This is a genomic window from Pseudoflavonifractor sp. MCC625 (genome assembly GCF_018784545.1).
Lineage (GTDB): Bacteria > Bacillota > Clostridia > Oscillospirales > Oscillospiraceae > Pseudoflavonifractor_A > Pseudoflavonifractor_A gallinarum.
In genome coordinates this window covers 24,826-43,276 of sequence record NZ_WQOJ01000014.1, presented here as the reverse complement: position 1 = coordinate 43,276, position 18,451 = coordinate 24,826, and the positions used below count along the sequence as shown (strand labels likewise).

Below are 18,451 nucleotides of genomic sequence, written 5' to 3'. Positions count from 1 at the left end.
GCTCACCGGGCGGGGACGGCAGAGCCGTCCAGATAGTGGGTGTCGTTGAGCTCCAGGGCCTGAAAGCCGTCATCCGCAAAGCGGAAGCGGCACACGCTTGCGTTGTGAAGCATGGCGGCCTCCTCCATACGATCGGGGCAGAGCAGGTGGATGAGGAGCTTGATGGACAGGGCGTGGGAGACCACCAGCACATTCCCGCCTCCCTGCCCGGCGGTCTCCCGGGCGATGGAGGAAAGGCCCTCCAGCAGGCGGGCGCGCAGGGTATCATAGGACTCGCTCATACCGGTGGAGTCCAGGTGGGTGTGGATGCTCTCCACCGCCTCGGGGAGCCGGGCATTGAGCTCCCGAATGGAGATGGGGCGGCCGTCCCGCCCCAGGAGGGAGGAGAGAAACTGCCGGTTGGGCAGGCCCTCCATATCGCCCAGGCACCACTCCCGCAGGCGGCGGTCGGTGTGCAGGGGAAGGGCCTGCTGGCCCATATGGTCCAGGAGGATGCGTCCGGTGTCCCGGGCCCGTCCGCTGTCGCTGGACCAGGCCGCGGAAAAGACCACGCCGGAGCGGGAGAGCCCAAGGCCCAGCTGGGCGGCGGCCTCCTCCCCAGCGGGGGTGAGGGGGGAGTCGGCCCATCCCTGGGCCCGGTCCAGGAGATTGAACATGGTCTGTCCGTGGCGCACCACGTAGAGCATGGTTTCTTGCGTCAAATTTGTCACCTTCTGTCCGTGAATGTTCAACAGACCCTATTATAGCATACTGGGGGGAGGCCTGGGAGAAAAAATGGATACCGGTCCAAAAAAGAGAACGAGCGGGGCGCTTCCGAAAAGGGGAAGCGCCCCGCTCGAAGGGCTTTTGGGAGGGTTCTGCGCTCAGCCGTCCAAGGCGGCGCGGTTTGCATTTGCCGTTTCCAGACCGGCGTCCCGGTCGTACCCGTAGACATAGCGCAGCTCATAGGGGGAGGAAATCTCGATGGCAGTCACCGTGCCGTCCTTGAGGTAGAAGGTAATGTCCCGGCAGTCGTTGTTCTCCTGGGTATAGGGCTGCCAGGTGTAGGCGCAGTCAAAGGAGGGGGAGAGGTCGGATTCGGGCTCCAGAGACCAGATGCCGGGGCTGGCCTCCTGGGCGGTGAGATAGTAGAGCTGCTCGGGATAGGCCCGGAGCAGGTCGGCCTCGCTGCTGCCCACCGCCACCTCCCGGACGGTTTTCATCCCGGGGATGTCGGTCCAGAGGTAGGAGAGATACTCCAACTGGTCAGGCTCATAGTAGTGGGTGCCCACCAGAAGGGTGCCGCTCTCCAGCGTGGCGCGGTACTGCCGGAGGCGGTAGGGGGTCATGCCGTCCCCGTCGGCGGTGGTCTCCACCGCGCCCTCCAGCTGGTTCACATAGGGCTCATAGAGGAGGAACATGCCCCGCCCGGGCAATTCCCGGCCGGTGAGGGAGAATTCATCCGATACCTGCCGGTCATACCGCTCGGAGAAGAAAAAGTCATAGAGGTAGGCCATGTCTTGAGACAGGTCCTCCGGCATGGTGGGGCGGTCCCCCTTCCCGTCGTCGAGGATGAGCGGGGCGGACGCGGACGGACTGGGGAGGAGAGAGGGGGTGGGGGTAGGCTCTTCCACGCCGGGGGAAGTACAGGCGGCCAGGGAGAAGAGCAGGGACAGCGCGATGGGAACGGCAGATCGTTTCATCTTGACACCCTCCTTACCATAAGTTCCTGGGTTGAGCTGGTCGGGACCGGGCATTCCTCTTTCTACTTTCATCATACCAGCCGCTGGGGCCAGATGCAAGGAGAAAGGGGCGATTTTGCGCTCAGGAGGGCTCAGAGGGGGAGTGAAGGGCACGCATGGAGTTGAGAATGGCGATGACCGAGACTCCCACGTCGGCAAAGACGGCCTCCCACATGTTGGCAAGGCCAAAGGCCCCCAGGCCCAGCACCAGGAATTTTACCCCAAGGGCAAAGATGATATTCTGCCGGACGATGGAGCGGGTCTTGCGGGCGATCCGGATGGCCAGGGCGATCTTGGAGGGCTTGTCGTCCATGAGGACCACGTCGGCGGCCTCAATGGCGGCGTCTGAGCCCAGTGCGCCCATGGCGATGCCGATGTCAGCCCGGGAGAGGACGGGGGCGTCATTGATGCCGTCCCCCACGAAGGCCAGGGCCCCTCTGGGAGAGGTCTGGCGGAGCAGGTCCTCCACCCGGTCCACCTTGTCGGCCGGGAGGAGCTGGGCGTGGACCTCGTCCAGTCCCAGCCGGCGGGCCACGTCCTCTCCTACGGCCTGGGCATCTCCCGTGAGCATGACGGTCTTGCGCACGCCGCAGGCACGGAGGGCGCGGATGGCGTCGGCGGCGTCCTCCTTGACCTGATCTGAGATGACCAGATGGCCCATATAGACGCCGTCTACCGCCACATGGACGGTGGTGCCCACCTGGTGGCAGGGATGCCAGGCGATGCCGATTTCCTCCATCAGGGTGTCATTGCCCACGCAGACGGTCCGGCCGTCCACCTGGACCTGAACGCCCCGGCCCGAGCGCTCCTCCACGCCGGTGACCCGGCTGGTGTCCAGTTCGGCCCCGTAGGCCTCCCGGATGGAGTGGGCAATGGGGTGGTCGGACCAGGATTCCGCCAGGGCGGCCAGCTCCAGCAGATCGGCCTCGCGCTCCTGCTCCGGGTGGATGGCGGTGACGTTGAACACGCCTCGGGTGAGGGTACCGGTCTTGTCAAAGACCACGGTCTCGGTGTTGGCCAGGGCCTCCAGGTAGTTGCCGCCCTTGATCAGGATACCGGCCCGGGAGGCCCCGCCGATGCCGCCGAAAAAGGCCAGGGGGACCGAGATGACCAGGGCGCAGGGGCAGGAGATGACCAGGAAGGAGCAGGCCCGGCCCAGCCAGTCACCCCACCCGCCCTGGAAGAAGAGAGGAGGGATCAGGGCCAGCAGGACGGCGGCCACTACTACGGCGGGGGTGTAGTACCGGGCGAACTTGGTGATGAAGGCCTCAGCCCGGGCTTTACGTCCCGAGGCGTTCTCCACCAGCTCCAGGATGCGGGCCACGGTGGACTCCTCAAAGGGCTTGGTCACCTGGACCCGGAGCAGTCCGGTCAGGTTGATGCACCCGCTGATCACGTCGGCGCCCGGGGAGACGCTCCGGGGGAGGGATTCGCCGGTGAGGGCGGCGGTATCCAGGGCGGAGGAACCCTCCAGAATGACTCCGTCCAGGGGGACGCGCTCCCCGGGCTTGATGACAAGAATGTCACCGGAGGAGACCTCTTCCGGGTCCACCTCCTCCAGTGCGCCGTTCCGCTCCACCCGGGCCACGTCCGGGCGAATGTCCATCAGCGCGGCGATGGACCGGCGGGACCGCCCCACCGCGCAGGACTGGAAGAGCTCTCCTACCTGGTAGAAGAGCAGGACGAACACGGCCTCGGGGTATTCCCCGATGGCCAGGGCGCCCACTGTGGCCAGGGACATGAGAAAATGCTCGTCAAAGATCTGCCCCCGGGTCAGGTTGCGCACCGCCCGCCAGAGGACGTCCCAGCCGATGACCCCGTAGGGGATCAGAAAGAGCAGAAGGCGGGGCAATCCCTGGGCCGGGATCAGAAGGGCGATGAGAAACAGCACTCCGGCGGCGAGGATCCGCCAGAGCATCTTTTTTTGTCTGGAATCCATGGTTGACCTCCTGTCGGGAAATCATTCCCGTCTTTGCAAACTGGATCGAGAATGCGGCTCAGATGTGGAGCACACAGTCGGGCTCAATCTTTTTGCAGATCTTGGCCGCCTCCTGAAGGATGGCGTCGAACCGCTCGTCGTCGGCATCCAGAGTCATTTTCTGGGAGAAGAAGCTGACCGACACGCTGTGGACGCCGTCGAGCTTGGCGATGGCCGCCTCCATTTTGGCGGCGCAGTTGGCACAGTCCAGATTGGTAAAGGAAAGACGTTTTTTCATGGTGAGATCTCCTTTCTGAATGGGGGCTTACTCGGCTACGTGCTCCATGCCCTGGTCCAGGATGGTGCGCACATGGGAATCGGCCAGGGAGTAAAAGACGGTTTTCCCCTCCCGGCGATACTTGACCAGCTTGCTCTGCTTGAGGGAGCGGAGCTGGTGGGAGATGGCGGATTGGGACATGCCCAGCAGTGTGGCGATGTCGCACACGCACATCTCGGCCTCAAAGAGGACATAGAGGATCTTGATGCGGGTGGAGTCTCCAAAGATCTTAAAGAGCTCAGCCAGATCGTAGAGTATCTCCTCATCGGGCATGGTCTCGTTGACCTGTGCGACAATGTCCTCGTGTACATGCATATAGTCGCAGTGGTCCAGATCCTGGGCTTGGGACGGGGAATCGGGGAGGGACATGGTGCATACTCCTTTCTTTTTCAAAACATATGAGCTATTGTTCATATGTAATTATATACGGCGTTGGGGAAATGTCAAGGGGAAATCTTGCGCGGGTGAGCGGGATGAGATATAGTAGACACAAGAAAAAGATGGGAGGAAACGATATGCGGCGAAAAGACCGTGCATTGGAGCGGGAAGCGGCGCTCCGGATTTTGGATCAGACGGAGTGGATGACCCTCTCCATGACACAACCGGATGGAACGCCATATGCCGTGCCGGTCAACATGACCCGGGCGGGGGAGTGGCTCTATTTTCACTGTGCGAGAGAGGGCAAGAAGATTGACTGTCTGCGCGCCTGTCCCCAGGTCTGCGTCACGGCGGTGGGACATGCCCGGGTGATCCCCGAGCAGTACACCACCGAGTATGAGAGCGCGGTGGTCTTTGGAACGGCGGAAGAGGTGCTGGAGGAAGCGGCGCGCTGGGAGGGACTGCGGGTGTTCAGCCAGAAGTTCCGTCCCGAGCCGGAGGAGGAGTTCCGGGCACAGAACCGGGGCTGTTTTTCACAGACCGCCCTGTTCCGGATCCGTATTCAGGAGATCTGGGGGAAGGGCTGGAGAGCGCCCGCCAGGTCCGAACCATGAGAAAAGGAGAGCGGCCCCTGCTGAGCTGGAGCAGGGGCCAAAAAAAGAGAAAGAAAATGCTTGACAAATGTGGAAGAGACGGGTATAATATCCTACGTTGAGTCGCCGGACCGGCGGCACGGCAAGTGAATATGGGGGTATAGCTCAGCTGGGAGAGCGCTTGAATGGCATTCAAGAGGTCAGCGGTTCGATCCCGCTTATCTCCACCAATTTGAAAGAACAAAAAACTCGTTTCTGAAAAGAAACGAGTTTTTTGCTATACTCCGAACATAAACTACGGGAGACCAAATTGGAAAAGGAGAAGCGCATATGGACCATATGTATTCGGTAACGGTGGACGGCGTCCAACGCCAGTATCCCGCCGGGACTTCCTACCAGACCATTGCCCGGGAGGTACAGGGGGGATACCACAGCGACATTCTGCTGGTGCAGCGGGATGGAAAGCTGTGTGAGCTGCAAAAGAAGCTGGACCGGGACTGCACGCTGCGCATGCTGACTATCCAGGACAAGCCAGGGATGCAGACCTATGAGCGCAGCGTCATTTTCCTGATGCTCAAGGCCTTCTATGATATTGTGGGACGGGATCAGATCGAGCGCATCTGCGTGGAGTACTCCCTGAGCCATGCGCTCTTCATCCGGGCCAAAGGGGCCTTCCAGCTGGACCAGGCCCTGCTGAATCGGGTGGAGGAGCGTATGCGCGAGCTGGCGGAGCAGGCCATCCCCATCCAAAAGCACTCCATTCCCACCGACGACGCCATCGCGCTCTTTGAGGCGCGGAAGCTCCAGGACAAGGCCAAGCTGCTCAGCTGCCGGATCAGCTCCCGGGTCAACTACTATTCGCTGGGGGAGTTTGCGGACTATTTCTATGGCTATATGGTCCCGGACACCGGATATGTGCGGTGCTTTGGGCTGGAGCTGTTTGACTGCGGCTTTGTCCTGCGCCTGCCGGACGTCCAGAAGCCGGATCAGCTGGCCCCCTTTGAGCCCTCGGTCAAGGTGTTCCAGACCATGTACGACGGTGAGCGGAAGGCCGAGGCCCTGCACATCTCCAATGTGGCCGATCTCAACGAGGCCATCTGCCGGGGAGATGCGGCCCAGATCATCCTGACCAGCGAGGCCATGATGGAGAAGAAGATCGGCGACATCGCCGAGACCATTGCACGGCGCAAGGATGTCCGTTTCGTCATGATCGCGGGGCCCTCTTCCTCTGGAAAGACCACCTTCTCCCACCGCCTGTGCACCCAGCTGATGGCCTGCGGACTGCGGCCCCATGCCATTGCCACGGACAACTACTTCAAAAACCGCGAGGAGACCCCCCGGGACGAGCACGGCCAGTATGACTTTGAGAGCCTGGGCGCCATGGATGTGGAGCAGTTCAACACGGATATGTCCCAGCTTTTGCGGGGTGAGACAGTGGAGATGCCCCAGTTCAATTTCAAAAAAGGCATCCGGGAGTACAACGGAAATACCCTGACCCTGGGCGAGAAGGACATTCTGGTCATCGAGGGGATCCACTGCCTGAATGACGTATTTTCTCACTCCCTGCCCAAGGAGAGTAAATTCAAGATCTATATCAGCTGTCTCACCACACTGAATGTCGATGACCACAACCGCATCCCCACCACGGATGCCCGCCTGCTCCGGCGGATCGAGCGGGATGCCAGGACCCGCGGCTATGGAGCCCGGGCGACCATCCAGATGTGGCCCTCGGTCCGGCGGGGAGAGGAGGCCAACATCTTCCCCTTCCAGGACAGCGCGGACGTGGTGTTCAATTCGGCCCTGATCTATGAGATCGCCCTGCTCAAGCCCTATATTGAGCCTCTGCTGTTCGGCGTCCCCAAGGACTGCCCGGAATACCTGGAGGCCAAGCGGCTGCTGAAGTTTTTGAGCTATTTCCTCCCTCTGCCCGCGGACGATGTGCCCAAGACCTCGCTGCTGCGGGAGTTCATCGGCGGGGGATGCTACCAGGTGTGAGCATACCGGAGAGAACGAAAATACAGATAATAAAGGAGCGGTTCCGTTTTGTGCGGAACCGCTCCTTTGCGTGTGGATCAAAAAAATAAAAGGACATCCTTTCGGATGTCCTTTTATTTTGGTGCACGAGGCGGGACTTGAACCCGCACGTGCGTAATGCACACTAGAACCTGAATCTAGCGAGTCTGCCAATTCCACCACTCGTGCATATCTGCGCCGTGCACCGCTCAGCGCAGGTAATATATTACCACGAGATATTCCGTCTGTCAACCTTTTTTTATTTTTTTCTTTCTGTTTTGAAAACGGGCCCTGGCAGAGGGGAAAACGGCGCGACGTCAATCGAGGTTGGCGGGCTTTTTGCGGCTCTTCCAGAGAGAAAAAGCTCCGCAGCAGAGAAGCGCAATCAGGATCAGCCCCCAGATAAAACAGGTGCTGCCAAAGGCCGGAAAGCGCAGCAGAAGACCGGCCACGCCCCAGAGCGCGGCCTTACACAGCAGGAGGATCCCCTCCGCCCGCCGGGCCGATGGGGCGCTCCGCGCAAAGCAGCCGATCAGCAGGCACCCGAAAAAGAGCACGATCAACAGAATATTCAGCGCGCACTGCATGCACTGCCCTACGAAATAGTTCTCCCATTGGGAAGTGTTGAGGAATCCAATCTCCAAAAGGTGCCTGTACTCCGGAAATTCCCGCACATTCAGGAACAGACACAGGATTTGAAGTACTCCGGCCAGGAAAAGCAGCCATTTTTGATATGGATGTTTCCAATAGGAGAATTCCTTCGGCTCCTTCATGGTACCCCTCCTATTTTTCGCTCCGCAGTTTGGTGTTCACTGTATGATCGCAAGGACCTGAGCGGCCCAGCGCTCCGGTTCAGGAACCCGATAAATGTGGGTTTCTCCGTCAAAAAATAGTTCAAAGGTACCGTACCAATAGGTAAAAGACAGTATTGTGCCGGAGCCGGTGCTTCCGTCAGGAAATGCAATGTCCTCAAAGAGAACATCGACCGTCCATTGAAAATCATCCTCTTCGGTCCGATGGATCCTCGTACCCCTGGGCAGAAGATCCTTGAGACTGCGGCGATAGCTCTGGTCATAGAACAGATCCCAAAGCCGTTCAAATTCTGCACTGTCCTTCGTGATCGTGAATTTGGATTGCTCCGGCTGCATTCCAATTTCATAATACCCCTGGATCTGTGTGCACTGCTCAGGTTTTAACATGGGATAAAGTGCCGGGAGCGTCACGGGTCTTGTGTACCAGGCGTAAGCGCCCAGCAGGAATAAGACGAGTAACGCGGTGAGTGCGAATGACCGCTTCTTTTTGCTTGTCTTTTTCATCTCAGATACCTCCCCGCACCTGGGACGCACACTTCACGACGCTTTCTTTCATTTTACCATGACCAAATCCGTTTGGAAAGGAGGAGCAGTGTTGGGAGCGGGCGGATGACGTCTTTTTTGCTATGGGCATAAAAAAACGTGGTCGCAAAGCAAACTTTGCGACCACGTGGAATATTGCAACAGTATAGATGCCGCAACTCTTTCAGGTTTGAACCCGAAACCAAATCGCAGCCCAGCGCAGCGGGTTCGATTTGGTAGCGAAGAGCAGCAGAATGAGCGCGCGATGAGCTTTGCAATGAAATGAAAAAGCTCGTCGCAAGCGATATGTCGCTTGCGACGAGCTGGTGCCGGTAGTCGGACTCGAACCGACACGATGTCGCCACCAACGGATTTTGAGTCCGTCACGTCTACCAATTCCATCATACCGGCGGATCGATTTTATATTATACAGGAAACCATATCGTTTGACAAGAGAAAATTTACTTCCGGCTAGAAGAAGAGCGGTTGGAAGAGGTGTAAAATTACAATTAGGCATACCATTCGACTGGAAACTATGCTACAATATTCTGTACTGAATGACGGTCCGGCATATAAAAAGGAGGAAATGCAGATTTCTCCGGCCGTGGCTTGGATTTTTACGTGAGAGGTCACGCACTATGAAAGAATACAAGATCAGGAGGCGGTGCCTCCTGCCTGCGGCGCTGTGTCTGCTGCTGGCAGGGTGCGCCCAGCAGTCAGACGATAACCTGTACCGCCTGCCGGAACTTCCCCGGGAGTTCAAGAACCTGACCAGCGAGATCAACGAGGTGCTCAGTCAGGGGGCGGAGTACTGCGCACCGCTGGGCGGGGAAAATATTCAGAATATCCAGCTTCAGGATATGGATGGAGACGGCGTGGTGGATTCCGCCATTGCCTTTTTTCGTATGACGGGCGAGGAGAGCCAGCCCAAGATCTATATCTACCGCCAGATGGGGGAGACCTATGAGCTGGAGGCCGTCATCGAGGGCCCGGGAACCGGGATCAATTACATCGACTATGTCAATCTGGATGACTCGCCGGATAAAGAGGTAGTGGTGAGCTGGCAGCTGAGCGATCAGCTCCATTTCCTCTCGGCCTATTCGGTGTCCAGCGAACAGGTGGTGGAGCTGCTGCGGACCGACTACACCGCTTTCAAGCTCTACGACATGGACCGGGATGACAATGAGGAGGTCCTCATTCTCAACACCAAGCCGGAGGGAGGCAGCGAGGTAGAGCTGTATGATTTCCGGGATGGCCTGATGGAGCCGGATTCTGCCGCGCCGCTGTCCAAAAATATCGGTGCGGTACAGGATGAGGGTATGCGCAAGGGCTATCTGCGGGATGCCGTCCCAGCCCTTTTTGTGACCAGCGAGCTGTCCAACGGGATCAACGAGACCAGCAGCGGACAGGTCACCGATATTCTGGTCTGGGAACAGAAGGACCCGAATGCGCGCAAGCAGCTGCGCAATATCACGCTCCAGCCGGAGAGCAATACCAGCGAGGGGACCCTCAATATCTACGCGGCCCTCAAGCCCACTGACATCAATCAGGACGGCATTCTGGAGCTGGCCACCTCCGCCGCGGTGGAGGAGTACCGCCCCAGCGGCAGCGCCCCGAATTTCTGGCTCAACCGGTGGAGCCAGTATGACATCAGCGGCACTCCATATTATGTGTGCACGACCTATTACAACAAGCAGGACGGATGGTACCTGATCCTGCCGGACGAGTGGGAGGGGAAGATCACTCTCTCCCGCAGCGATGCGGCGGGCGGGGGAGAGCGGGCCGTCATCTTCTCCTACTGGGATAAGGAGAGCGGCGCGGAGCCCATCCCGTTTCTGACCATCTACCGCCTTTCGGGCAGCAACCGGGTGAGCCGGGCCAGCCTGCCCGGCCGGTTCCGGCTGGGAGACAGCGGAGAGGACAATCCCACCGTGATCTATGCCGCCGAGCTGATGGACGGCTGGGATTGCGGCCTGGACGAGGCCGGCGTGCGGGAGCACTTCCGGATCATTCAGACCGACTGGGACTCCTTTGACTGAGGAAGCGCGGAAGGAAGTAAGGAGGAACAAGACATGAAAAAAGTACTGGTCCTGGAGGATGAGGCCAATATCCGCAGCTTTGTGGTCATCAACCTGAAACGGGCTGGATATGAGACCATCGAGGCGGGGACCGGCGAAGAGGCCCTGGAGCTGCTCCAGCAGAATCCGGACATCAAGGTGGCCCTGCTGGACATCATGCTCCCCGGCATCGACGGCTTTGAGGTCTGCCGCCGCATCCGGGCCAGCAACAGCCAGATCGGCATCATCATGCTGACCGCCCGGACCCAGGAGATGGACAAGGTGACGGGGCTGATGACCGGGGCGGACGACTATGTGACCAAACCCTTCTCCCCGGCGGAGCTCACCGCCCGGGTGGACGCCCTCTACCGCCGGGCCGGCGGCGTGGTGCTGGAGAACACCGATGAGATCAACCAGCCGCCCTTCCTGCTCAATACCCGCAACCGCACCCTGGAGAAAAACGGCCAGCGGGTCAAGCTGACCCAGGTGGAGTACTCCATTGTCAAGCTCTTTATGGACAACCCCGGCAAGGCTCTCTCCCGGGAGGAGATCCTGGACACGGTGTGGGGCCGGGACTATTTCGGTGAGCTGAAGATCGTGGACGTGAATATCCGCCGTCTGCGCATCAAGATCGAGGACGATCCCACGAATCCGACCTACATCAATACGGTGTGGGGGTACGGCTACAAGTGGGGCGCCTGAGGCTGCTATCTTTTATCCGGGTGGTGCATCCATGAAGAGAATGAAGGGCATTCGAAAGCGCTGGATGATGAACAGCATCAGCGCGGCCCTGCTGGTGGTATTGCTGGCGGTCACGTCCTTTTCCGTGGCCATGGTCAGCTACTATTATTCCAATCTGCGCACGGGACTTCAGAGCAAGATCACCGTGGCGGCCAATATGTTCAGCGGCTATAAGACCGAGGCCGACTATTACCAGAACGCCTCCGCCTTTGTGACGGGGCAGTTTGAGGACAGTGACCGGCTCAACTTTCAGATCCTGGACAGCGAGGGCGTGGTGCATTTCTCCAGCCTGATCCAGATCTCCGGCTACAAGCCGGACACGCCGGACATCCATGACGCCCTGAGCGGCCAGCCCATGGGGGTCTGGACCGGGGCCGACCCCAATACGGAGGAGCACATCATGGCAGTCTCCTGTCCCCTGAAGGTCAACGGAGAGGTGGTCTCTGTCATCCGGATCGTCACGTCCCTGGCCCTGGTGGACCGGCAGATCTTCATCGTGGTGGGCGTGGCCCTCACGGTGGGCCTGCTGGTGCTGGCGCTGCTCTATTTCTCGGGACTGTTTTTCGTGCGCTCCATCGTGGAGCCGGTGGTGCAGGTCACCCGGACGGCGGAGCATATCGCCGCCGGGAGCTACGGCGTACAGATGGAAAAACAGTTTGATGACGAGGTGGGCGATCTCATCGACGCCATCAACGACATGTCCCTGAAAATCAAGCAGTCGGAGAAGATGAAAAACGAGTTCATCTCCTCGGTCTCCCACGAGCTGCGTACCCCCCTCACCGCCATCAACGGCTGGGCTGAGACCATCATGAACGGCGAGGTGCGGGATGCCCAGGACGTGAAGAAGGGCATGGGCATCATCGTCAGTGAGGCCCGGCGTCTGACCAACATGGTGGAGGAGCTGCTGGAGTTCTCCCGCATCCAGGACGGACGCTTTACGCTCTCCATCGAGCCGGTGGACATCAAGGCCGAGCTGGAGGACGCGGTCTACACCTACAAGGAGTTTTTCCGCCGGGACGGGATCGAGCTGCACCATACCGACTGTGAGGAGGAGTTCCCCCTCATGAACGTGGACTCGGAGCGGCTGCGGCAGGTGCTGTGCAACCTGCTGGACAACGCCGCCAAGCACGGCGGGAGCGGGAAGCGCATCGACACCGCCATCCGGCGGGAGGAGGACGAGGCCGTCATCACCATCCGGGACTACGGCCCGGGCATCCCGGAGGAGGAGCTGCCCCATGTGAAGACCAAGTTCTACAAGGGAAGCTCCAAGGCCCGGGGCAGCGGCATTGGCCTGGCCGTGTGTGAGGAGATCGTGGTGCGCCATCAGGGCACCCTGGAGATCGGAAACGCGGAGGGCGGCGGCTGCCTGGTGACCGTCCGACTGCCAATTGGAACGTAAGTTCGAATTGAGTCTTGCAAAAGCCGGGCTGATTTGGTAGGATAACAGAGGAATCCCTGGGGGAGGGGCGACCCTCCTCCGGGGGAAGAATAAAGGAGAACCACATGGCAGAAGAGAAACAGCACAGCTCCTGCGGGAGCACGTTCAAGACCATGATCGGCGGTCAGGCTCTGATCGAGGGGATCATGATGATGGGGCCGGAGAAAAAGGCCGTCGTAGTGCGCAAGCCGGATGGAACGCTGGAGGAACAGGTCAACGACCGGGTGCTCATCAAGGATAAGTATCCCATTCTGGGCCTTCCTTTGCTGCGGGGGGTCTTTAACTTTGGCTCGTCCATGGCCAACGGGGTCAAGGCCCTGATGTTTTCGGCGGAATTCTACGGGGACGAGGAAGAGGAGGAAGAGCCCTCCAAATTCGAACAGTGGCTGGAGCGCCGGCTGGGCAGTGAGGCCATGTACTCCATGATCGTGACGTTGGCCGTGATCCTGGGCATGGCCTTCTCGGTGGGCCTCTTCATCCTGCTGCCCACCGCAGTGGTGGGCGGGGTGGGCCTTCTGGTCCAGGACATGCCCATGTGGGTGCGCAACGTGCTGGAGGGCGTGGTGCGCGTCATCATCTTTGTGGGCTATCTGGTGCTGTGCTCCAAGACCAAGGACATCCACCGGGTGTTCCAGTACCACGGCGCCGAGCACAAGACCATCTTCTGCTATGAGGCCGGTCTCCCCCTGACGGTGGAGAATGTGCGCAAGCAGCCCCGCCACCATCCCCGGTGCGGGACCAGCTTCCTCTTTGTGGTCATCGTGGTGGCCATTCTGCTCTCCAGCTTTGTGTTCTCCTTTGTGGAGGTGACCAATGTCTTTGCGCGGATGGGGATCCATCTGCTCCTGCTGCCGGTGGTGGTGAGTCTGACCTATGAGATCAACCGCCTGGTGGGCCGGTATGACAACGCCCTGACCCGGGTCATGACCGCCCCCGGGCTGTGGCTCCAGAACTACACCACCTTTGAGCCGGATGACAGTATGATCGAGGTGGGCATCCGTTCGCTGGAGCTGGTGCTGCCCAGCGAAAAGGGAAAGGACGCCTGGTAAGGCGTCCTGCCAAAGTCCGGGCACTGGGTGCCCGATAAAATGTGTGTTGTAAAATTTGATCGTGTGAGGGTGATTTGATGGCGACCACCTATAATAATCTATACCTGGACGCCAGACATCAGTTGAAGAGCGCGGGCGTGGAATCGGCCCAGCTGGAGGCCCGGGAGATCGTCTGTGCCGCGGCGGGAAAGAGCCGGGACCAGTTCTACCGGGATCTGATGCTCTACGCCTCCGACCAGGTGGAGGAGAAAACGGCCGAGCTGCTGCGCCGCCGCCTGGCGGGGGAGCCGGTGGCCTATCTGGTGGGGGAGTGGGAGTTCTACGGCCTGCCTATGGAGGTCTCTCCGGAGGTACTCATCCCCCGGATGGACACCGAGGTGCTGGCCGAGCAGGCCATTCTGCGTGCCCGGGCCGCCGGAGAGGGGGCGCGGGTCCTGGACCTGTGCGCCGGAAGCGGCTGTGTGGGGCTGGCGGTAGCCGCCAACGTGCCCGGATGCCGGGCGGTTTTGGCGGATGTGTCCGAGGGGGCACTGCGCATCTGCAAGCAGAACGTGCGCCGCAACGACCTCAACGCCCGGGTGACCTGCATCCAGGCCGACGCCCGGGAGGTTCCGCCCCCCGCCCTCTGGGATTTTGACGTGATCGCCAGCAATCCGCCCTACATCCCCAGCTGGGAGATCGAGGGCCTGGACCCGTCCGTGCGGGACTACGAGCCCCGGCTGGCCCTGGACGGAGGCGCGGATGGATTGGATTTCTACCGCCTCATCGCCCGCAACTGGAAGAGCGCCCTGCGCCTGGGTGGCACCCTGCTTTTTGAGGTGGGGATGGGTCAGGACACCCAGGTGGCCGCCATCCTGGCCCAGGAGGGTTATCAGGATATTTGCACCTATCCGGATACCCAGGGGATCCAGCGTGTGGTGGGCGGCGTGGTCCCACTGTTGGATGAGTCCGGTTTATTGGACTGAGACTGTGGGATAATGGAACCAGAACAGGGGGAGAGAGACCCCGCAAATCTGGTGAAGGAGGCCGGCGCGTCCCGCCGGCTGGAAAGGATGATACAAAACCATGGCAGATAAGAAGAAACCCATCGAGTCGGCCGCGCCGGCTTCCGATAAGAAGAAGGCCCTGGAGACCTGTCTGGCCAATATTGAGAAGACCTACGGAAAGGGCACCGTCATGCGTCTGGGGGAGAACTCCCACGTGGTGGTGGAGGCCATTCCCACCGGCTCCCTGGCGCTGGACCTGGCCCTGGGCATCGGCGGCGTGCCCAAGGGGCGCATCATCGAGGTGTACGGCCCCGAGTCCTCCGGTAAGACCACCCTGGCCCTGCACATCGTGGCCGAGGCCCAGAAGCGGGGCGGCGAGGTGGCCTTCATCGACGCCGAGCATGCCCTGGATCCCACCTATGCCCGGGCTCTGGGCGTGGACATCGACTCCATGCTCATCTCCCAGCCCGACACCGGTGAGCAGGGGCTGGAGATCTGTGAGGCTCTGGTCCGCTCCGGCGCCATTGACGTGGTGGTGGTGGACTCGGTGGCCGCGCTGACCCCCCGGGCCGAGATCGAGGGCGACATGGGCGACTCCCACGTGGGCCTGCTGGCCCGGCTCATGAGTCAGGCCCTGCGCAAGCTGGCCGGCTCTATCGCCAAGACCAACTGCATCGTCATCTTCATCAACCAGCTCCGGGAAAAGGTGGGCGTGGTCTACGGCAACCCCGAGGTCACCACCGGCGGCCGGGCCCTGAAGTTCTACGCCTCGGTGCGCATGGACGTGCGCCGGGTGGAGTCCCTCAAGAACGGCTCTGAGATCATCGGCAACCGCACCCGGGTCAAGATTGTGAAGAACAAGGTGGCCCCGCCCTTCCGGGAGGCCGAGTTCGACATCATGTATGGCGAGGGTATCTCCAAGGTGGGCGAACTGGTGGACCTGGGCGTCAAGCTGGACATCATCCAGAAGTCCGGCTCCTGGTTCTCCATGGGCGAGATGCGCCTGGGCCAGGGCAAGGATTCCGTCAAGCAGTACCTGAAGGACAATCCGGAGGAGGCCGAGCGCATCGAGGCCGAGATCCGTAAGAACGCCTACAAGCTCATGCCCAGCCAGGGCCGCGCCGCGGCCAAGGCGGCGGGCCGGGCCGTGGACGTGAGCGCCGACGACTTTGATGACGGCGAGGACGGGGCCGACGCAGAATGAAACTGCTGAAACTGGCCCCCTCCCAGCGGGTGCAGGGGCGGTGGCTCCTCCATCTGGAGGACGGCTCCCTGCTGCGCGTGGGAGAGAATGAGGTGGTCTCCTTCGGCCTCTATGCGGGCATGGAGCTCTCCGGGGAGCGGCTGGAGGAGCTGCGCGCCGCCGCCGCCCTGGGGGAGCTGAAGGAGCGGGCCATCAGCGCCCTCTCCCTGCGTCCCCTCTCCCGGAGAGAGCTGGTGCAGAAGCTCACCGCCCGCCCCCGGCCCACCCGGGACGGGAAGGAACGGAAGGAAAAAGCGGCGGCCGACCCGGTGGCGGCCGAAGCGGTAGCCGACTGGCTGGAGGAGCTGGGCTATCTCAACGACGCCGAGTACGCCAAGAGCGTGGTGCGCCACTACTCCGCCAAGGGCTATGGGGAGCGAAAGCTCCGGGACGAGCTCTACCGCCGGGGCGTGCCCCGGGACTGCTGGGAGGAGGCCCTGGCCGAGGCCCAGGACTCGGAAGACGAGATCGACCAGTTCATCCGCCGGAAGATGCGGGGGGAGGACCCCCGGGACCCCAGGGCCCTCAAGCGCACCTCCGACGCCCTGGCCCGCCGGGGCTACCGGTGGGAGGAGATCAAGGAGGGGCTGGAGCGCTACGGCGCGGCACAGGATGACGAATAAATCCGCCGGGGCCATTTTGTGGTTGACTTTTGCGGCATATCGTGTAAACTTTCCTAGTATGGACCGGCTGGAGAATCCCTGTTTTCCTCCGGTCCAGAACCATGACGTTATGGAATTGGGGAGGAATCTCATTGAAGCAATATAAAGTGGCCTTTGTGTCCCTGGGCTGTGCCAAGAACCTGGTGAACACCGAGCAGATGATGGCCTTGTGCCGGGAGGCCGGGTATGAGGTCACCGGCGAGCCCGCCGGGGCCGATGTGGCGGTGCTCAACACCTGCGGCTTTATCGAGTCGGCCAAGAGCGAGGCCATCGACAACATCCTGGAGCTGGCCCGGCTCAAGGACGAGGGGAAGCTAAAAAAACTCCTGGTGGCCGGATGTCTCACCCAGCGCTACCGGGAGGAGATCAAGGAGGAGCTGCCCGAGGTGGACGGCATGCTGGGCACTGGCAGCTACACCGACGTGGTCTCCGCCGTGGAGGAGCTGATGGCAGGGGAGCACCCCGAGCACTTTGGCGACATCCACCGCACCTATGAGGACGGGGAGCGCATCGTCACTACCGCCCCCTATACCGCCTTTTTGAAGATCGCCGAGGGGTGCAGCAACGGCTGTGCCTTCTGCATCATCCCCAAGCTCCGGGGCCGCTACCGCAGCCGTACCATGGAATCTCTGCTCCACGAGGCGGAGGAGCTGGCCGAGCGGGGTGTGAAGGAGCTCATCGTCATCGCCCAGGACATCACCCGCTACGGTCTGGACCTGGAGGACGGGAGCAACCTCTCCAAGCTGCTCAAGGAGCTGTGCAAGCTGCCTTTCCGCTGGATTCGGCTCCACTACCTCTACCCCGAGGCGGTGACCGACGAGCTCATCGAGACTATCGCCAGCGAGCGGAAGATCCTGCACTATCTGGATATTCCCATCCAGCACTGCAACGACGCCATTCTCTCGGCTATGCGGCGGCGCACCACCAAGGCCGAGCTCATCGCCCTCTTTGATAAGCTCCGCGCGGCTATGCCCGACGTGGTCATCCGCACCTCCCTCATCTGCGGCCTGCCCGGGGAGACTGACGAGGCCTTTGAGGAGCTGTGCGACTTCCTGCGGGAGCAGAAGCTCCAGCGGGCGGGCGTGTTCCAGTACTCCCGGGAGGAGGGAACCCTGGCCGCCAAGATGGAGGACCAGGTGGACGACGACGTGGCCCGCCGCCGGGTGGAGCTGGTGGTGGACCTCCAGTCCCGGGTGATGGACGAGTGGAACGAGAGCCGCCTGGGCGAGACGGTGGAGGTCCTCTGCGAGGGCTTTGACACCCAGGAGGGCTGCTATGTGGGCCGGACCTGGGCCGATTCTCCGGAGATCGACGGCCGGGTGCTCTTTACCGCGGGCGGCGTGATCCCTGCGGGTGAATTTGTCTACGTACGCCTGACCGGGGTCTCGGATGGAGACCTCACCGGCGAGATCGAGGAGTGATGGCCATGAATACCGCAAACAAGCTGACCATGCTGCGGATCCTGATGATCCCGGTCTTTCTGGTGGTGCTGTACCTGGATTTCCCCTATAATCGCTATGTGGCCCTTGCCGTGTTTATCGTGGCCAGCGCCACCGACTTTGTGGACGGGCATATCGCCCGCAGCCGGGGACTGATCACCGATTTCGGCAAGTTCATGGACCCGCTGGCCGACAAGATGCTGGTCATGGCGGCCATGCTGTGGTTTGTGGAGGTGGGCCGGATGCCGGCCTGGGCCCTCCTCATCGTAGTGGTGCGGGAGTTTGCTGTGAGCGGCCTGCGCCTCATCGCGGTGGACAACGGCCGGGTCATTGCGGCGGCCTGGTCGGGCAAGGTCAAGACGGCCTCCACCATGGTGGGTATCTGCCTGATGCTGCTGCCGGTGCCCCACATGGTGGATGTGATCGTGACGGCGGTCATTGTCATCACCACCGTCTACTCTGGCGTGGAGTACTTTGTGAAGAACAAGGACGTCATCGACTGGAGCCATATGTAATGAAAAATCCCGGAGTTCAAATCGAAC

Annotated in this window: 18 protein-coding genes and 3 tRNA genes; 12 read left to right on the top strand and 9 right to left on the bottom strand. The window is 61.0% G+C overall.

The features are described from left to right. Nucleotides 1–2: 2 nt before the first annotated feature. The 5 genes from GPK94_RS04915 to GPK94_RS04895 form a co-directional block, all read right to left on the bottom strand. On the bottom strand, nt 3–701 hold the full coding sequence (locus tag GPK94_RS04915) for a histidine phosphatase family protein (RefSeq protein ID WP_215654829.1): 699 nt from the start codon (nt 699–701) through the stop codon (nt 3–5). A 162-nt stretch (nt 702–863) separates the two neighbouring features. Next, the gene (locus GPK94_RS04910) at nt 864–1,682 is read right to left on the bottom strand and encodes a hypothetical protein (protein ID WP_215654827.1); all 819 of its coding nucleotides are present in this window, start codon (nt 1,680–1,682) and stop codon (nt 864–866) included. 121 nt (nt 1,683–1,803) lie between these two features. Beyond that, entirely contained in the window at nt 1,804–3,660 is a 1,857-nt protein-coding gene (locus tag GPK94_RS04905) for a heavy metal translocating P-type ATPase (RefSeq protein ID WP_215654825.1), read from the bottom strand. A gap of 58 nt (nt 3,661–3,718) precedes the next feature. Beyond that, entirely contained in the window at nt 3,719–3,937 is a 219-nt protein-coding gene (locus tag GPK94_RS04900; RefSeq protein ID WP_215654823.1) for a heavy metal-associated domain-containing protein, read from the bottom strand. A gap of 27 nt (nt 3,938–3,964) precedes the next feature. After that, a complete protein-coding gene (locus GPK94_RS04895) occupies nt 3,965–4,345 on the bottom strand; it encodes a metalloregulator ArsR/SmtB family transcription factor (protein ID WP_193537067.1) in 381 nt (126 codons plus the stop codon). Nucleotides 4,346–4,491: 146 nt separating this feature from the next. On the opposite strand from GPK94_RS04895, the gene GPK94_RS04890 reads away from it, so the two are divergent. The 3 genes from GPK94_RS04890 to GPK94_RS04880 all read left to right on the top strand — a co-directional run bounded on the left by GPK94_RS04890 (nt 4,492) and on the right by GPK94_RS04880 (nt 6,942). Beyond that, nucleotides 4,492–4,968: a pyridoxamine 5'-phosphate oxidase family protein gene (locus GPK94_RS04890; RefSeq protein WP_215654821.1), complete on the top strand. Its 477-nt coding sequence runs from the start codon at nt 4,492–4,494 to the stop codon at nt 4,966–4,968. Nucleotides 4,969–5,101: 133 nt separating this feature from the next. Next, a tRNA-Ala gene (locus GPK94_RS04885) sits at nt 5,102–5,177 on the top strand. Between the two features lie 100 nt (nt 5,178–5,277). Next, nucleotides 5,278–6,942, top strand: a complete 1,665-nt coding sequence (locus tag GPK94_RS04880) for a nucleoside kinase (protein ID WP_346727991.1) — start codon at nt 5,278–5,280, stop codon at nt 6,940–6,942. Nucleotides 6,943–7,061: 119 nt separating this feature from the next. Here the strand turns inward: GPK94_RS04880 and GPK94_RS04875 are convergent. The 4 genes from GPK94_RS04875 to GPK94_RS04860 form a co-directional block, all read right to left on the bottom strand. Next, nucleotides 7,062–7,149 (bottom strand) — tRNA-Leu (locus GPK94_RS04875). A gap of 128 nt (nt 7,150–7,277) precedes the next feature. After that, complete coding sequence (locus tag GPK94_RS04870) at nt 7,278–7,733, bottom strand: hypothetical protein (protein ID WP_215654818.1); 456 nt, start codon at nt 7,731–7,733, stop codon at nt 7,278–7,280. Between the two features lie 36 nt (nt 7,734–7,769). After that, nucleotides 7,770–8,276, bottom strand: coding sequence for a hypothetical protein (locus tag GPK94_RS04865; RefSeq protein WP_215654816.1), 507 nt, complete (start codon nt 8,274–8,276; stop codon nt 7,770–7,772). A gap of 342 nt (nt 8,277–8,618) precedes the next feature. After that, a tRNA-Leu gene (locus GPK94_RS04860) sits at nt 8,619–8,705 on the bottom strand. Nucleotides 8,706–8,932: 227 nt separating this feature from the next. Between GPK94_RS04860 and GPK94_RS04855 the strand changes: the two genes are divergently transcribed. From GPK94_RS04855 to pgsA, 9 genes are all read left to right on the top strand, one after another. Beyond that, a complete protein-coding gene (locus GPK94_RS04855) occupies nt 8,933–10,333 on the top strand; it encodes a hypothetical protein (protein WP_215654814.1) in 1,401 nt (466 codons plus the stop codon). Nucleotides 10,334–10,366: 33 nt separating this feature from the next. Continuing rightward, nucleotides 10,367–11,053, top strand: coding sequence for a response regulator transcription factor (locus GPK94_RS04850; protein ID WP_101691230.1), 687 nt, complete (start codon nt 10,367–10,369; stop codon nt 11,051–11,053). Between the two features lie 31 nt (nt 11,054–11,084). Then, nucleotides 11,085–12,491, top strand: coding sequence for a HAMP domain-containing sensor histidine kinase (locus tag GPK94_RS04845; RefSeq protein WP_101691231.1), 1,407 nt, complete (start codon nt 11,085–11,087; stop codon nt 12,489–12,491). Nucleotides 12,492–12,595: 104 nt separating this feature from the next. Beyond that, nucleotides 12,596–13,579, top strand: coding sequence for a DUF1385 domain-containing protein (locus GPK94_RS04840; protein WP_215654812.1), 984 nt, complete (start codon nt 12,596–12,598; stop codon nt 13,577–13,579). 77 nt (nt 13,580–13,656) lie between these two features. After that, the gene (gene prmC, locus GPK94_RS04835; protein ID WP_101691232.1) at nt 13,657–14,544 is read left to right on the top strand and encodes a peptide chain release factor N(5)-glutamine methyltransferase; all 888 of its coding nucleotides are present in this window, start codon (nt 13,657–13,659) and stop codon (nt 14,542–14,544) included. A 100-nt stretch (nt 14,545–14,644) separates the two neighbouring features. Further along, nucleotides 14,645–15,769 (top strand): recombinase RecA, encoded by a 1,125-nt coding sequence (gene recA / locus GPK94_RS04830; RefSeq protein ID WP_101691233.1) that lies wholly within the window; start codon nt 14,645–14,647, stop codon nt 15,767–15,769. Continuing rightward, a complete protein-coding gene (locus GPK94_RS04825) occupies nt 15,766–16,431 on the top strand; it encodes a regulatory protein RecX (protein ID WP_215654810.1) in 666 nt (221 codons plus the stop codon). Before recA ends, GPK94_RS04825 begins: the two co-directional genes overlap by 4 nt. A 131-nt stretch (nt 16,432–16,562) precedes the next feature. Continuing rightward, entirely contained in the window at nt 16,563–17,891 is a 1,329-nt protein-coding gene (gene rimO, locus GPK94_RS04820) for a 30S ribosomal protein S12 methylthiotransferase RimO (protein ID WP_256447312.1), read from the top strand. 5 nt (nt 17,892–17,896) lie between these two features. After that, nucleotides 17,897–18,424 carry a CDP-diacylglycerol--glycerol-3-phosphate 3-phosphatidyltransferase gene (gene pgsA, locus GPK94_RS04815; protein WP_101691236.1) on the top strand — a complete coding sequence of 176 codons (528 nt, stop codon included), beginning with the start codon at nt 17,897–17,899 and terminating at the stop codon, nt 18,422–18,424. Nucleotides 18,425–18,451 lie beyond the last annotated feature (27 nt).